The sequence below is a fragment of the Azospira sp. APE16 genome, assembly GCF_047901315.1.
GTDB classification, from domain to species: domain Bacteria; phylum Pseudomonadota; class Gammaproteobacteria; order Burkholderiales; family Rhodocyclaceae; genus Azospira; species Azospira oryzae.
The window spans coordinates 1,488,768-1,501,281 of sequence record NZ_CP179682.1; the positions used below are offsets into that span (position 1 = coordinate 1,488,768).

The window sequence follows — 12,514 nt, forward strand, 5'->3', positions numbered from 1 at the left end:
GGGAGGCGGCATGGCCGCTTTCCCGCCCTTCGTATTTCTGGCATTTCCGCCGGCGAGGGCTTAGCATGGCGGAAAGAAACCACGCGCCGTACGTGGATATAACAAAGACCGCCATGAAATTCCGCCATTCCCGCCTCCCCCTGATGGCCGGCCTGTCCGGTCTCCTGGGTTTTTCCATCCTGGTCGGCGTCAGCCTGAAGAGCGACTACGACGGTCTGGAGGAGCGGGCCCGGGTCGAGGTGGGCAACCTGGGCCACCTCATGGAGCTGCACACCGCAGCCCGCATCCGCAACATCGACCAGATCCTGCAGGACGTGCAGGGCCACGTCACCCCCGAGGACATGGCCCGTTCCCAGGCCCAGCGTGGCGCCCGGGGCGAGGAGCTGGAGCGGCTGCTGCGGACCAAGCGGGAAATCGTGCCCGAGGTCCATGGCCTGCACCTGGTCAATGTGAAGGGAGATTTCCTCTACAGCTCCCTCAGTCCCCTGCCGCCCTACAACATGGCGGACCGCAGCCATTTCACCGCCCACGTGCAGAACCCGGAGGCGGGCCTGGTGATCGCCGAGCCGGTGCTGGGCCGCACCACGGGCAAGTGGACCCTGGCGGTAAGCCGCCGCCTCAACAATGCGGACGGCAGTTTTGCCGGGGTGGTGGTGGCCACCTTCCTGCCCGAATCCTTTGCCCCCTTCTACCAGAGCCTGGATCTGGGGCCCCACGGCAACGTCTCCATCCGCGACACCCATGCCCGCATGCTGATGCGCTTCCCGGCCCGGGACGACCGTATCGGCCAGCCGGTGGAATCCCATCCGGCCCAGCCCTACATGGCCCGGGGCGACCGGGAAATCCTGATGAAGATCCGCAGCGGCACGGACCAGGTGGAACGGCTGGTGAGCATCCGCAAGGTGGGCGAGTATCCGCTCTACGTCTTTGCCGGCATGGCGCCGGAGGACTACCTCAGCAACTGGCGCAGCAAGCTCTACTACTACAGTGCCGGCAGCCTGCTATTGGCGGCGGTGGTGCTGGGCCTGCTGGTGATCAACCGGCGCGGCGAACGGCAGGAGGAGTCGGCCCTGCGGGCCCTGGCCGAGACGGAGGGACGTTACCGCCTGCTGCTGGAAAACCTGCCGGTGGGCGTCATCCACTTCGATTCCCGCCTCTGTCTGACCTTCTGCAACGAGCGTTTTGCCACCATGGTGGGCAGCACGGTGCAGGCCTTGCAGGGCCTGGACCTGCAGCGCCTGCGGGACCAGTCGGTGCTGCCGGCCATGCGCCAGGCCCTGGCCGGGGAGGGCGGCACCTACGACGGCAGCTATCGCACCACCCTCAGCCATATCGACGTGTGGATATCCTTCCGCGCCAATCCCCTGCGCGATGCCAGCGGCACCATCATCGGTGGCATCGGCATCGTCGAGGACGTGGGCGAGAAGCGGCGGGCCGAAGACAGCCTGCGGCAAAGCGAGCGGAACTTCCGCACCATGGCCGACTTTACCTACGACTGGGAATACTGGCAGGGGGCCGACGGCCGCATCGTCTACATGACCCCCTCGGTGGAACGCATCACCGGTTACGGGGTCCAGGCCTTTGCCGACGATCCTTCCCTGCTGCAGCAGATCGTCCACCCCGACGACCGGCAGGAGTTCCAGGAACACCTCAACCAGGCAGTCTTCCATCACGAGCACATGGTGGACTTCCGCATCGTGCGCCGGGACGGGCAGGTGCGCTGGATCGCCCACGGCTGCCAGGCGGTGGTGGGAGAGGAGGGGGAGGCCCTGGGGCGGCGGGTGAGCAACCGGGACGTGACCGAGCGCAAGACCCTGGAAGCGGAACTGCAGGCCCTCAACAGTCGCCTGGAGGCCCGGGTGCAGGAGGAACTGGCGAGCAACCGGGAAAAGGACCAGCTGCTGATCCAGCAGTCCCGCCTGGCGGCCATGGGCGAGATGGTGCACAACATCGCCCACCAGTGGCGCCAGCCCCTCAACGCCCTGGGCCTGGTGATCGCCAACATCCGCGACGACTTCGCGTTTGGCCAGCTGGATGCGGCGGCCCTGGACGAAAGCGTGGGCCGGGCCCTGAAGCTGCTGCAGCGCATGTCCACCACCATCGACGATTTCCGCAATTTCTTCCGTCCCGACCGGGACCCGGCGGACTTCGACCTGGGGGCGGCGGTGGAGGATGCGGCCTTCATCATGGAGGCCTCCCTGAAGAACAACGACATCGCCCTGGAACGGGCCATCGAGCCGGACCTGCGGGCCTGGGGCTTCCACGGCCAGTTCTCCCAGGCCGTGCTCAATGTCCTGGCCAACGCCAAGGAGGTGCTGCAGGAGCGCCATGTGCGCCCGGCCCGCATCCGCCTGCAGGTCAGCCGTTGCGACGGCCAGGTGGAAGTGACGGTGGAGGACAACGCTGGCGGTATCCCCGGTAACGTCCTGGGGCACATTTTCGAGCCCTATTTCACCACCAAGGAGCAGGGCAGCGGCATCGGCCTGTATATGACCAAAATGATACTGGAGCGCAGCATGCACGGTAAAATAAGGGCTGAAAACACCGCCGAAGGCGCCCGCTTCGTCCTCACCGTGCCTTTGTACACCCTTCCGCCCACGGCCCCAATGCAATGAACGCCCTCGAAAAAGACCAAGACGCGGAATTCCTGCGCACCCTCAGCCTGCTTTACGTCGAAGACGAGGAAGAGGTGCGCCGGGAACTGACCCGCTTCCTCTCCCGCCGTTTTGCCAAGGTGGACGTGGCGGCCAACGGCCAGGAAGGGCTGGAACTGTTCCGTCAGCATGGCGGCTACGACATCGTGGTCACCGACGTGCGCATGCCGGTCATGGACGGCCTCTCCATGGCCGCCGCCATCAAGGACATCCAGCGGGAAGTGCCGGTGATCGTCATCACCGCCTACAACGAGATGGACTATTTCGTGCGGGCCATCGAGATCGGCATCGACCGCTACATCACCAAGCCGGTGGACCCTTTCCTGCTCATGGAGGCGGTCAGCCGCAGCGCCAAGATGCATTTCCACCAGCGGGAAATCGAGCGGGCCCGGGAGGAAACCACCGAGGCCCTGAACCAGGTGGTGGCGGTGCTGGCGCGGGCCATCGAAGTGCGGGACCCGTATACCGACGGCCACCAGAAGCGGGTCTCCCAGCTGGCCGGGGCCATCGCCGAACGCATGGGCCTGCCGGCCGCCCAGGTGGCGGGCATCCGGGTGGGGGCGTCGATCCACGACATCGGCAAGATCCAGGTGCCGGCCGAGTTCCTCAGCATGCCGCGGCGACCCTCGCCGGACGAGTTCGCCCTGATCAAGGCCCATGTGGAAGCGGGCTACGAGATCCTTGGCGACGCCACCTTCCCCTGGCCCATCGCCCAGATGGTGCGTCAGCACCACGAGCGCCTGGACGGCTCCGGCTATCCCCAGGGCCTGAAAGGGGACGAGATTTCCCTGGAGGCCCGCATCATCGCTGTGGCCGACGTGGTGGAAGCCATGAGTTCGGACCGTCCCTACCGGGCGGCCCTGGGTCTGGAAGCGGCGAAGGAGGAAATCCGCCAGCACCGGGGCACCCTCTACGACGGGGCTGCGGTGGATGCCTGTCTGGCGGTGCTGGAGAGCAATCCGGAACGCTACGTGGGGACGGCCGCCTGAGAGCGGCCGCATAACACCGGGAATAACGGGAAAGGGCGGGGAGGGCTCAGGCTCGGCCCCCGGCAGGCTGGCTTACAGCCCCTGCTCCGGCAGCAGATCGGGCCGCCGCCGCATGAGGCGCACGCAGGCGTTCACCACTTCGGCATCGTAAAGCTGGCCGGCGCCGCTTTCCAGTTCGGCCAGGGCCTGCTCCAGCCCCAGGGCGGGGCGGTAGGGACGGTGGGAACTCATGGCTTCCACCACGTCGGCCACGGCCAGGATGCGGGCTTCCAGCAGGATGGCTTCACCCTTGAGGCCCTGGGGATAGCCGGAGCCGTTCAGGCGCTCGTGGTGCTGGCGCACCATCTCGGCGATGGGCCAGGGAAAATCCACATCCTTGAGCAGCTCGTAGCCGGCCTGGGAGTGGTTCTTGATGATCTCGAACTCGATGGGCTTGAGCTTGCCCGGCTTGCACAGGATTTCGCTGGGGATGCGGATGGAGCCGATGTCGTGGATCAGGGCGCCGAAACGCACCCCTTCCACCACCTCCCGCGCCAGCCCCATTTCCTTGGCGATGGCTGCCGCCAGGGCTGAAACCCGCTTCTGGTGGCCGTCGGTGTAGGGGTCCCGCATCTCGATGGCACGGGCCAGGGCCATCACCGTCTGCTGCAGGATGTCGGCAATGCGGGTTTCCGCCGCCAGCAGGGCCTTCTGCTGGGTGCGCACCATGACTGCGTCGTGGATGGCGGTGAGCAGGGCGTCCGGGTCGATGGGCTTGGTGACGTAGCGGTCCACCCCCAGGTCGATGGAGCGCAGCAGGTAATCCCGGTCGCTGTAGGCGGTGACCACGATGATGGGCACCGCATGGCCCGTGGCGCGAATCCTGGAGGCCATTTCCAGGCCATCCATTTCCGGCATCTTGATGTCGGTCACCACCACGTCGTACTCGCCCTTGAGGAAGGCTTCCAGGCCTTCCCTGCCATTGACGGCCACCTCCAGGGTGCCGACGCGGCGGCCGAGGAAGCGGGAGAGCAGTTCCCGCACCTCGTCTTCATCTTCCACGTAGAGCAGGCGCAGGCCTTGCAGGAAGTTCAGATCGAGGCCGGGCGGGGTATGGGAGTCCATGAGCGTATTCTAATTCTTTTTCGGCTGGCGCACCGGCACGGTCAGGGTGAAACAGGCGCCGTCGCCCAGGTTGGCGGCGCTGATGCTGCCGTTCATATTGTGTTCGATGATGGTCTTGGCCATGTACAGACCGATGCCGCTGCCCTTGTCCTTGGTGGTGAAGTAGGGGTCGAATATCTTCGGCAGGATCTCCGGGGCGATGCCGCCGGCGTTGTCGCTGACCCGCAGGAGGATGGTTTCGCCCTGGCGCTGCAGTTCGATCTCGATGCGGCCGGCGGCGACCTTGCGCGCCAGGATTTCTTCCTTGGCATTGGCCAGGATGTTGAGCACCGCCTGGGCGAACTGGGAGGGGAAGCCTTCGGCTTCGACGCCGGGGTCCAGTTTTTCCACCAGTTCGATGCCGTGGCTCTTCAGGGTGCCCTGCATGATGAACACCGCCTCTTCCACGGCATGGCTGACGTCGAACTGGGTCATCTCCTTTTCCGGACGGAAGAAGTCGCGGAAATCGTCGATGGTGGTGGACATGCGCCCCAGCAGGCGCTGGGCGTCGGCCACAGAGCGGTCCATGACTTCCGGGGTGAGGGCCTGGAAGTCGTAGTCGTCCTTGATGTTGCGCACCAGCAGGGAGAGGGCGTTGAGGGGCTGGCGCCACTGGTGGGCGATGTTGTGCACCATCTCGCCCATGGCGGCCAGGCGGGATTGCTGGATCAGCATGTGGTCCTTCTCCCGGTTCTTCGCCAGTTCCTCCTGCACCCGCTGTTCCAGGTGCTCGTTGAGCTGGCGCAGGCTCTGCTGGGTGGCCTGGACCTGGTCCCGCATGGCGGCGAAGGTATTGACCAGGGTGCCGATCTCGTCCTTGCCGCCGGGGGGCAGGTGGGCGTCGAAGCGGCCCTCGGCCAGTTCCCGGGCGGCAGTCATGAGGCGGTTGACCGGGCGCCGCACCGTGGCGTCGAGCACCACGCCCAGGGCCAGGAAGGCTCCCAGCAGCACCGAGGCGAGCAGGGCGAAGAGGGTCTTCTGGGACTGGGCCACGCTTTCCAGCAGGGCCCGGTGGCTGATCCGGATGCGCAGGCTGCCGACGCTGTCGTTGGCCAGGTTCAGCTGCTGGGTGTGCAGCTGCTCGTCGGGCCCGGCCGGCGGGACGGGAGTGCCGGCCAGGGGGTAGAGCTGACGCCCTTCGTGGTCCTGCAGCACCACCTCGACCCATTCCGGATTCTCCTGGCGCAGGGAATCCAGGGTGTCGTGGATGTCCCCCAGTTGCCGGGCCACTACCAGGGGCAGCAGGCTTTCCGTCAGGTTGTGCATTTCCCGTTCCTGCTGCCGCTCGAAGACGGCGATCTGGTAGCGCACCGAGTCGGGCAGCCAGATGCCGTAGAGATAGGCGATGAAGGCGGTCCACACCAGGGCCAGGGGCAGCAGCAGCTTGAGGCGCAGGGTCATGGGTTCAGCGTTCCGGGACGAAGAAGTCTTCCAGGCCCAGGTCCTTCAGGGGCTGGTAGTCCTTCATGGCGGTGGGCACCATGCGGGCCAGGGGGATTTCCTGCAGCAGGGCCTTGCCCGCCGGGGTGGCGGCGAAGTCCAGGAGGGCGCTGCGCACCTGCTCGCGCACGGCCCCGTCGACCCGGGGATGGGCGGCGATGGGGTGGGCGGCGAAGGCGGCGGTGCGGTACAGCACCCGCAGGCGTTCCTGCACTTCCGGCTTCTGTTCGTTGAGGGTCTTCTGCACGCCGCCGCCGGCGCTGGCCAGGCCCTGGGTCACCGAGAGATAGACGGCGGTGTGGGAATTGACGTAGCGGGGCGTGAAATTGACCTTGTATTTGCGCACCAGCTCGGCCCGGATGAGCAGGCTGGCGCCGATGGCGTTGGGGGCGGGGAAGGCGATTTCCTTGCCTTCCAGGTCGGCCGGGGTGTGGAAGGGACTGTCCCTGGCCACCACCAGGATGCCGGTGACTGGTGTGTCGTCCCGCACCAGGGGAATGTAGCCGGCCGGGTTGGCCACCATCAGGTAGGGATTCATGTAGGCGAAATCGAAGGCGCCGGCGTTGTACTGGCGCTCGAAGCTGGGGATGTCGGGCATGATGGCCAGGTCGAAGCGCAGCCCGGTGCGCTTTTCCAGCTCGATGAGGATGGGTTTCCAGATGGCGAAGAGCTGGCGCCGCTCGAACTGGGGCGTCACCCCCAGGGTGTAGACCCGCTCCGCCGGCTTGCCGGCGGTGGCCTTTGCGGTGGCGGGGGCGGCAGGGGCCGCGAGGGGGAGCATCAGCAGGCCTGCCCACAGCAGGCCGGACAGGCGCCGGAGCAGCGGTCCCATGGTGGTTCCTCCTCGGGTGATGAGTGCCGGACGTCCCGTTGTCCGCTGCGCACGCCCTAGCCGGAAGCTGCGGGGGCGGAGTGGCGTTGCCGTCCCCTGGGGGTGGCGGAGGGGCAAACGGGGGAGCGCCAGTATCCCCTATTAAGAGTAGGGTTTCAATGGCGAAGGGCGGCGGGCCAGGCTGGAGAAGGGCTCCGGGCGGTGGCCCGGGGCCGGCTGGCAGCCTTATTTGGCGGGCTGTTTGGCGGCCTTCTTGGCGCCGGGGTGGCTGTTGGGATGGCTGCTGGTATGGCGGTTGATGCAGTCCCGCAGCTCGGGGCCGAACTTGTCCTGGCAAGCCGCCTGGGCCTTCTGCATGGCTTCGCAGCGATGGGGCTGGCGGCTCTTGCTGCAGTCGGCCTGGAGCGGGGCAGGGGCTGCCGCCGGGGCCTTGCCGGCCGGACTCCGCTCGGCTGGGGCCGACACGGCTGCCTGGGCGCAGAGGAGGGTCAGCAGGAGCAGGGCAGTGGCCGGGGCTTTCATGGTCGGTCCAATGTAAAAATGCGTATGGCCTGAGTATAGCGCCCTTGCCGCGCCCCCGGGCGGCGCGGGATTCGTTTATAGTGCGGATCAGTTCCGCCCCATGTTTCCGACATTTTCCGCCGCCATGCCAGCCTCCACTTCCGCCAGCGCCACTTCCGCCAAAGCCACCGTCGCCGAGCATCGCCTGACCCTGGGGGAACTGGTCAAGCTGCTGGTGGAGGACGGCATGGTGGATGCGGTGGTGGCCGACGGCCTGGTCAAGGAGCGGCGCTATCACCGGGGCGACGTCCATCCCCTGGTGGTGATCGCCGACCAGAACTGGAAGTCCCTGGTCCCGCCCCACAAGCCCCTGATCCTGGAAACCCTGACCGAGTGGCTGGCGGCCAAGGTGGGCCTCGACTACCTGCACATCGACCCCCTCAAGATCGACTTCTCCGCCGTCACCGAGGTGGTCTCCAACACCTATGCCGGCCGCTTCAAGATCCTGCCCATCCAGGTGACCACGCGGGAGGTGATCATCGCCACCGCCGAGCCCTTCCTGCGGGAGTGGGAGAAGGAGCTCAAGCCCATCCTGCGCAAGGACATCCGCCGGGTGGTGGCCAATCCCCAGGACATCGCCCGCTATCTGGTGGAGTTCTACAACCTGGCCCGCTCGGTGAAGAAGGCGGCGGCCGGGGGCGGCGAGGTCAGCGGCCTGTCCTCCTTCGAACAGCTGGTGGAGCTGGGCAAGACCAACCGCCAGTTCGACGCCAACGACCAGCACATCGTCCATATCGTGGACTGGCTGTGGCAGTACGCCTTCGAGCAGCGGGCCTCTGACATCCACATCGAGCCCCGACGCGAGTTGGGCATCGTGCGCTTCCGCATCGACGGGGTGCTGCACCAGGTGTACCAGATCCCGATGGCGGTGATGGCCGCCATGACCAGCCGCATCAAGCTCCTCGGCCGCATGGACGTGATCGAGAAGCGGCGCCCCCAGGACGGCCGCATCAAGACCCGCACCGCCGGCGGCCAGGAGGTGGAGCTGCGCCTGTCCACCCTGCCCACCGCCTTCGGCGAGAAGCTGGTGATGCGCATCTTCGACCCGGAGGTGCTGGTGCGGGACTTCGCCGAACTGGGCTTCGGCGAGGAGGACAAGGTCCGCTGGCAGTCCATGACCAGCCAGCCCAACGGCATCATCCTGGTGACCGGCCCCACCGGCTCGGGCAAGACCACCACCCTGTATTCCACCCTGAAGCAGCTGGCGACGCCGGAAGTGAACGTGTGCACCATTGAGGACCCCATCGAAATGGTGGAGCAGTCCTTCAACCAGATGCAGGTCTCCCAGAACATCGACCTGGGCTTTGCCGACGGGGTGCGCGCCCTCATGCGTCAGGATCCGGACATCATCATGATCGGCGAAATCCGCGACGGGGAAACCGCCGACATGGCCATCCAGGCCGCCCTCACCGGTCACCTGGTGCTGTCCACCCTGCACACCAACGACGCACCTTCCGCCATTTCCCGCCTGCTGGACCTGGGCATGGCGCCCTATCTGATCAACGCCACCATGCTCGGGGTCATGGCCCAGCGCCTGGTGCGCACCCTCTGCCCCCACTGCAAGAAGCCGGTGGACCTGCGGCGGGAGGACGAGGAAATCTGGGACAGCCTGGTGGCGCCGTGGAAATCCAAGCGTCCGGCCCAGATCTACCAGCCCGTGGGTTGCCTGGAGTGCCGCATGACCGGCTACATGGGCCGCATGGGCCTGTACGAGCTGCTGCTGATGTCCCCCGAAGTGAAAAAGCTGGTGACCACCACCACCGACGTGGCCAAGGTGCGGGAGCAGGCCTACCGGGAAGGCATGAAGCCCCTGCGCATTTCCGGCGCCATGAAGGTGGCCGCCGGCCTCACCACCCTGGAAGAGGTGATCAAGGTGGCGCCCCCGGCCAGCCAGGGCTGAGGCTCCGCGCGGTTCTCCGGCCCAGCTGCGGTCGGCGGCATCCATTCATCTCCGTGGCCGGGGCGTCCAGCTTCCGCCGCCTGCCCCATCCCGTCCCATTCCCGTGCCATTTCCGGCGCCCCCCCTTTTCCGCGAAAGACGCCCATGCTGCCTGAGGTTCTCCACCCCTATCCCGACGCCGAGGCGGCCGGGAAAATTCTCGCCGACACCCGGCGCTGGCTGGAGCGGGCCGTCATCGGCCTCAACCTGTGCCCCTTCGCCAAGTCGGTGCATGTGAAAAAGCAGATCCGCTACGCCCTCAGCGCCGCCGCCACGCCGGACGAGCTGCTGGCAGAACTGGAGCGGGAGTTCACCCTGCTGAGCGAGACCGACCCGGCCCTGCTCGACACCACCCTGCTGATCCATCCGGACGTGCTCACCGACTTCCTCGACTACCACTTCTTCCTGCAGGAGGTGGAGGCCCTCATCCGCAACCTGGGCTACGAGGGCGTGTACCAGGTGGCCAGCCTGCATCCGGATTACGAGTTCGCCGGCAGCGAGGCGGACGACATCGACAACGTCACCAACCGTTCCCCCTATCCGACCCTGCACCTGCTGCGGGAGGCCAGCATCGACCGGGCCGTGGCCGCTTTCCCCGATCCGGAGAGCATCTACGAGCGCAACATCGCCACCGTGCGCCGTCTCGGTCACGAGGGCTGGCGCAAGCTGTTGCAGGAGGAGCCGGGCCAGGAGTAAGCAAGGGCGGCCATCCCAGCCATGCCATGGCCGAACGCCGCGCCCTCTGGGCGTGAGCGGCATGGCCCCATGAAAAAAGGCCCGGGAGCTGCCTCCCGGGCCTTTGTCTTTTCCGGTACCGGCCGCCTACAGCTGCTCCAGGCTGTCCCGGCCCAGCAGCTTCCACAGGGACGGGGCCTGGCTGGGGCGCAGGCGCACCAGATAGACCTCATCGTTGCCCTGGCGGATGCGGGCCACCGCCTCGGCCACCGGCAGCTGCAGCAGGTGGGCCAGGATCAGGGGCGTGACGCCGCCGTGGCTGACCACCAGCACCTGGCCCTGGGGCTGCTCGCGGCGGATGCGTTCCACCGCCTGGGCCACGCGCCGGGCCTGGCTGGCGAGGGATTCGCCGCCGTCCAGGCTGTCCTCCAGCTTGCCGCTGCGGGCCTTTAACTCGGCCAGCAGGGCGGCTTCCTGCCCTTCCCGGCCGTCCTCGGCCATGCCCTCGAACTTGCCGAAGCTGCGTTCGGCCAGCTCCGGCAGGGCCTGCACGGTCATTCCGGGACGGGCCAGGGCGGCGCTTTCCCGGGCTCGGGCCAGGCTGCTGCTATAGACCGCGGCGAAGTTTTCGCCGGCCAGTTTTTCCCCCAGCTGCCGGGCCTGGCTGCGGCCCGTGTCGTTGAGGGGATTGTCGGTGCTGCCCTGCAGGCGCTTCTCCAGGTTCCAGGCGGTCTGGCCGTGGCGGGCCAGGTACAGCTCCAGCACCGCCTCCTCGGCCCGGGCCGGCAGGCTGGCGGCCAGGCCCAGGCAGAGGGCGAGGAGGGCGGCGAAGCGTTGGCGTTTGCCCATGGCGTCTCTCCTTAGCGGGCCTGCAGCAGTTCGGGCACCCGCAGCAGGATGAACTCGTTGTCGTCCTGCAGGTTGGGCTGTCGGGCGGCGGAATAGGGCAGGTTGTTGTCGTTGGCGACGACGATGTGCTCCCCGTCCACCACGTCCACATCCTCGATGGTGACGAAGGGGAAGGTGAATTTGCCGTCCTTGCCGCCGCGCCGGGCCAGGTGCTTCGGATCGTCGATGTCCAGCAGGTCGATGTGGCCGATCTTGCGCACGAAGCCGTCGCCGTCGGCGTCCTTCAGGCTGATCTTGTAGATGCGCTTGAATCTGGCCGGCACGTTCTGGCAGTCCGGGCGGGCCGGGCCGTTGCAGGCGTGCTCCGGCAGGCCCTCGCCGTTGTCCCGCTCGATGATGAGGCCGGTGTCGGCGTCGATCATGTTGAAGTCGCCGATGTTGTTGCCGTTCTGCTCCAGGCGGTACTTCCAGGAGCGGCCCGTCCATTCGCCCCGGGCCACGCTGAACTCCAGGATGCGCAGGTATTCCCGGCCGTCCTGCTGTTCCCATTTTTTCTCTTCGGCATTCCACAGGGGCCCTTCCAGCAGGGGGTAGAGGAACTGGCCGTCCCTGGAGGCGGCCATGCCCTCGTAGCCCCGGGAGCGGCGGGCCACGGTGGTGAAGCTGCCGCTGGTGGCCGGGGTGGTGACGCTGAAATGGTCCGGGGACTTGAGCACCTTGCCGTCCACCTTGGTCTCGAACACGGCCAGCACCTTGCCCTGGCGGTCGGTCTTGAGCAGGTAGGGGCCCAGCTCGTCGCCGAACCACACCGCATCGCCCATGGGCTGGATGGATTCGATGTCGAAGTCGGCCCCGGTCAGGTAGCGTTGGCGGGTGCCTTCGTTGACGATGAGGAAGGGCACCTTCTGGTCCGGGTCGTGCAGGGCGGCGCTCTTCACCAGTTTGACACCACCCTGGCCCCAGTCCGGCTGCAGCAGGTGAAACATCAGGAGGGCGTCGGCGCTGTTGTTGCGGACGCCGTAGCCGTTGTCCTGCAGCACCCAGTAGCGGCCCTGGCCGGCGTGCTTGATGCCGGAGAAGCCCTGCACCGGCTGGCCCTTGAAGGGCAGGGAGACGCCGGTGGGACGGGGCGCGTTCTTGTCCGAGAGATAGGAGGTGCCGGGCAGGGATGCGGGCGTGTCCACGCGCCGGGATTCGGGCCCGGTGTACTTGCCGGAGACGGCCAGGCTGGCCGGGGCATCCTTGGGCGGGGCGATGAAGGTGCGGGCCGGCAGCACGGCATGGCCCGCCAGGGTGGCGGGGAAAGCCTGGTCGGCCAGGGCGGGAACCTGGGCCAGGGCGGCGGCAAAGGCCAGGGCGAGGGGCGTCTTGGGGCTCATGCTTCTTCCATGGGTGGGGATGAAGCAGCCAAGCCTAGGAGACGCCTGTTGCA

10 protein-coding genes are annotated in these 12,514 nt (G+C 67.1%); 4 read left to right on the forward strand and 6 right to left on the reverse strand.

Features of this window, described 5'->3' with window-relative positions; all coding sequences use genetic code 11:
• Positions 1-113: 113 nt before the first annotated feature.
• Together ACLSSQ_RS07250 and ACLSSQ_RS07255 are read left to right on the forward strand one after the other, a co-directional pair.
• Positions 114-2,615, forward strand: coding sequence for a PAS domain S-box protein (locus ACLSSQ_RS07250; protein WP_416244169.1), 2,502 nt, complete (start codon positions 114-116; stop codon positions 2,613-2,615).
• The gene (locus ACLSSQ_RS07255; protein ID WP_130458734.1) at positions 2,612-3,643 is read left to right on the forward strand and encodes an HD domain-containing phosphohydrolase; all 1,032 of its coding nucleotides are present in this window, start codon (positions 2,612-2,614) and stop codon (positions 3,641-3,643) included. Before ACLSSQ_RS07250 ends, ACLSSQ_RS07255 begins: the two co-directional genes overlap by 4 nt.
• A gap of 72 nt (positions 3,644-3,715) precedes the next feature.
• Here the strand turns inward: ACLSSQ_RS07255 and ACLSSQ_RS07260 are convergent, their stop codons facing one another.
• The 4 genes from ACLSSQ_RS07260 to ACLSSQ_RS07275 all read right to left on the reverse strand — a co-directional run bounded on the left by ACLSSQ_RS07260 (position 3,716) and on the right by ACLSSQ_RS07275 (position 7,580).
• Positions 3,716-4,747 (reverse strand): HD-GYP domain-containing protein, encoded by a 1,032-nt coding sequence (locus ACLSSQ_RS07260; protein WP_130458733.1) that lies wholly within the window; start codon positions 4,745-4,747, stop codon positions 3,716-3,718.
• Positions 4,748-4,756: 9 nt separating this feature from the next.
• A complete protein-coding gene (locus ACLSSQ_RS07265; protein ID WP_014238014.1) occupies positions 4,757-6,187 on the reverse strand; it encodes a sensor histidine kinase in 1,431 nt (476 codons plus the stop codon).
• A gap of 4 nt (positions 6,188-6,191) precedes the next feature.
• Complete coding sequence (locus ACLSSQ_RS07270) at positions 6,192-7,058, reverse strand: phosphate/phosphite/phosphonate ABC transporter substrate-binding protein (protein WP_416244170.1); 867 nt, start codon at positions 7,056-7,058, stop codon at positions 6,192-6,194.
• A 225-nt stretch (positions 7,059-7,283) separates the two neighbouring features.
• Positions 7,284-7,580, reverse strand: coding sequence for a hypothetical protein (locus ACLSSQ_RS07275; RefSeq protein ID WP_416244171.1), 297 nt, complete (start codon positions 7,578-7,580; stop codon positions 7,284-7,286).
• Between the two features lie 100 nt (positions 7,581-7,680).
• On the opposite strand from ACLSSQ_RS07275, the gene ACLSSQ_RS07280 reads away from it, so the two are divergent.
• Positions 7,681-9,519 carry a GspE/PulE family protein gene (locus tag ACLSSQ_RS07280; protein ID WP_232058832.1) on the forward strand — a complete coding sequence of 613 codons (1,839 nt, stop codon included), beginning with the start codon at positions 7,681-7,683 and terminating at the stop codon, positions 9,517-9,519.
• Between the two features lie 144 nt (positions 9,520-9,663).
• Entirely contained in the window at positions 9,664-10,254 is a 591-nt protein-coding gene (locus ACLSSQ_RS07285; protein WP_152088973.1) for a DUF1415 domain-containing protein, read from the forward strand.
• Positions 10,255-10,380: 126 nt separating this feature from the next.
• Here the strand turns inward: ACLSSQ_RS07285 and ACLSSQ_RS07290 are convergent, their stop codons facing one another.
• Both ACLSSQ_RS07290 and ACLSSQ_RS07295 read right to left on the reverse strand, forming a co-directional pair.
• A complete protein-coding gene (locus ACLSSQ_RS07290; RefSeq protein ID WP_416244172.1) occupies positions 10,381-11,082 on the reverse strand; it encodes a histidine phosphatase family protein in 702 nt (233 codons plus the stop codon).
• Between the two features lie 11 nt (positions 11,083-11,093).
• Positions 11,094-12,461 carry an esterase-like activity of phytase family protein gene (locus tag ACLSSQ_RS07295; protein WP_416244173.1) on the reverse strand — a complete coding sequence of 456 codons (1,368 nt, stop codon included), beginning with the start codon at positions 12,459-12,461 and terminating at the stop codon, positions 11,094-11,096.
• Positions 12,462-12,514 lie beyond the last annotated feature (53 nt).